Genomic DNA, 2757 nt, shown 5'->3' on the forward strand with positions numbered 1-2757 from the left:
GGAGAACGTGCGGTGTTTGACGATCGTGTACCCGTTGGTGAACTCGATGTCGTTGTCGGTGCCGAACCCGAAGGTGTTGGTCACCCGCTTCGACGACGCGTACACCCACCGGCGCTGGTCACGGCTGAACGGGCGCTCCTCGTCGTTGCCGGTGGTGATGTATTGACGCAGTTCGGGGCCGATCGACTCGAGCAGATATCGGCCGTGCCCGATCACGGGGAAGTTCCGCAACAGTGCGTGCCGGCGCTGAAGCAGGTCGTAGGAGGCGACCGCGGCGACCGCGGCACCGGCGAATGCTGTGGACCACCTCATTCCGCCACGGTACGTCCGGCGCGGAGCCGACAAAGACGTTTCGGGGCCGACAGAGACGTTTCGGGGCCGGAAGGGCGGCCCGGTGGTCGCTCGATTCGCTGCCACGCCCCGCGAGTACATGTCGAAGCATGCACACCCGCGCATGACTCTGATCGCGGGCGTCGGCCTGACCGCGCTCGTCGCCACCGGATGCGGCGACGACAACGCCTTCACCTACGACGAGGTCGCAGTCCCCGTGGGATCGACCGTGACCGTCGACTCAGAGGCAGACAGCGGCCGCACAACGATCACGCTCGAAGCGACCGGCCTGGCACCCAACCGCGACTTCGGCGTGCACGCGCAGCAACGCACGAGCGTCGACCACCGCGGACTGGGAGTTCCGCGCCGGTGAGGCCAAGTCCGTGGTGCTGCACGCGCAGCACGGTGCCGCCGCGGTGACCGCGAGCGGTGTGCCCGAGGCGGCTGGGGTTCGCCTTGCGGTGGTGCACTACCACGTGCGGAGGCACGGGGAGCGCTGCCCGGGATGCGGGACGCCGTGACCCCGCCACGCGCCGTCGCGGCTCTGATCACAGGTCTGATCGGCCACCATCATCGGGTCACCGGCTACGAGGTCGGGAGGGAGAAGGTCCGCGAATATGCCGCGGCAGTGCCATCGTCATCGCGCCCATTACCGCGAAGGTGCCGCCTACGAGCTCGGATACGACGGGCTGATCGCACCGGTCACGTTCGTCAGCGTCCTCAGTCGTATGCGCCCGAGCTGACCGAGTTGCTCGGCGAGGCCGCATCCCGGGAACTGGCGCGCTTGTGCAAGCGACGCGAAGGACTCGGCCTGATCGCCGTGCACCCGGCGACCGCGGTCGCCGGCAAGAATTCCCGGTAACGGAACGGCGATCCCCGCACGTCGAGCTTGGTCACCTGGCGGTGAGGGTTTCGCCGTGGCTGCACGAGAGGGTGCCGCTAAGGTCCGTCAGCCGCTGTCGGAGGGTGGAGAATCGTTGCGGCGGTGCCGCAGTCGCAGAATCACGGCGAGAAGGGACAGCCCGCAGAATATGGTCGTTGCGACCGCCGCCGCGACGAGGCCGACCCTCGGCGAGATGACGAAACTGAAGATGAGAAGCACGACCCCGACCAGTGCGGCCGCGAAGGTGGCGATACCGCAGAGCGTCAGCGTGTGCGCGGTGGCCACCAGTGCGGGCAGGGCATGCTGGCGAAACAGCGCCCGATGGATTCCGACGGGTGCGACCAGCAGCATCGTCGACACGACAGACAGGGCGACGGTCACGAGGTAAATCCCGACCTCGAAGTCCGTCAGGTCCGCGAAGCGCTGCTGGAACGGCAACGTCAACAGGAACCCGGTGAGCAGTTGGACTCCGGTCTGCACGACACGCAGCTCCTGCAGCAGGGCCGCCCAGTTTCGGTCGAGTCGTTGAGTCTCCGTCTCGTGGCGGGCGCGGTAGTTCCACTCGTCGTCCCGAGCCCGATCGTCACTGCCGTCCGACATGTCCAACCCGCTGTTCTGAAGTAGGGATCGGCCACCGTGAGGGCGACGCGAGACCACGCGGTCGGGCTGGGCCCAGGCCGAGGTAGTTGCCGCTCGATTGGATACCGAACACTACCCACCTGCGTTACCCGAAATGTCCGTTTCTTACACCGGGCGCCCCACAGTTGATGACCGGCTTACTGCGGAGTCACACCGAGTTATTGCACGGCGAACACGCGACGGCGCACGCCGACTCGTCCTGTGGTGACGACTGGTCACGTGCACGCCGTGTCCTGCCCGATCCTCAGGGCCGGACGTGGGGCTGGACGCCGTGTGCAGCCGGTCGACGCGAAGCATGGAGCAGCAGGCGCACGTCGACCCGACGCAGTGGCCGTTGCCGAAGTGGTCGCGCAAGGCATGTCTGGTGCGCGCGGCCAGAACGAAGCATCCCGGGCGTTTGCTGTTCGCGGTACGAGATCCAACGTCGTATCTTCAATCCTGAGGGTCCGCCTCGAATGGTGCGGGGCTTCGTACCTGGGTCGGTGAGACGTGTGGCGGTCACGGTCGTGGTAGGCAAGCGAGTAAATGAGCATTCTTACCGGACCACTGTCGAGAACGTGATCGGAGGTGCGTTGCGGGCTGAAGTCTCACCACGAGGGATCGGAACAATGTCTGAACGTCTGACCGCAGGACCGTCCCCTGTATCAGTCGGCGGGCTTGCTGATGGGCGGGAGGGCCGGCGTCAGTGGTGATTGTCGGTCGGAATTGTCTCTACGCCAAGCAGCTCTCGCCCGTGAACGAGTGGCCGGATCAATTGTGCCCCGTGGAGCCCCTTCGCCCGCGCTTCTTGTGCAGGACGAAGGCGATGACGCCGACCAGGATGAGAATTCCGATGATTTCCACACCAAGCGGATACCCGCTTGGTGTGATCTCCACGCGGGCCGGCGAGTAGCAGCCTCGTGGGT

2 protein-coding genes and 1 pseudogene are annotated in these 2757 nt (G+C 66.1%); 1 reads left to right on the top strand and 2 read right to left on the bottom strand.

The annotated features are described in order from the left end of the window. Positions 1-312 (bottom strand): annotated as a pseudogene (locus ACFTZB_RS44815) (FMN-binding glutamate synthase family protein); the annotation flags it as partial. 142 nt (positions 313-454) lie between these two features. Here ACFTZB_RS44815 and ACFTZB_RS44820 point away from each other — a divergent pair. Further along, on the top strand, positions 455-703 hold the full coding sequence (locus ACFTZB_RS44820) for a hypothetical protein (RefSeq protein ID WP_378442339.1): 249 nt from the start codon (positions 455-457) through the stop codon (positions 701-703). Between the two features lie 576 nt (positions 704-1279). Here ACFTZB_RS44820 and ACFTZB_RS44825 read toward each other — a convergent pair. Then, on the bottom strand, positions 1280-1813 hold the full coding sequence (locus tag ACFTZB_RS44825) for a DUF6328 family protein (protein ID WP_378442341.1): 534 nt from the start codon (positions 1811-1813) through the stop codon (positions 1280-1282). Between the last annotated feature and the right edge of the window lie 944 nt (positions 1814-2757).

Origin of the sequence: Rhodococcus sp. NPDC057014 (assembly GCF_042673295.1) — a bacterium.
GTDB lineage: Bacteria > Actinomycetota > Actinomycetes > Mycobacteriales > Mycobacteriaceae > Rhodococcus_F.

What these genes read in the sequence shown, in the direction of transcription:
- ACFTZB_RS44820 (WP_378442339.1), top strand. Translation starts at nt 455, where the DNA reads ATGACTCTGATCGCGGGCGTCGGCCTGACCGCGCTCGTCGCCACCGGA.
- ACFTZB_RS44825 (WP_378442341.1), bottom strand. Translation starts at nt 1,813, where the DNA reads ATGTCGGACGGCAGTGACGATCGGGCTCGGGACGACGAGTGGAACTAC.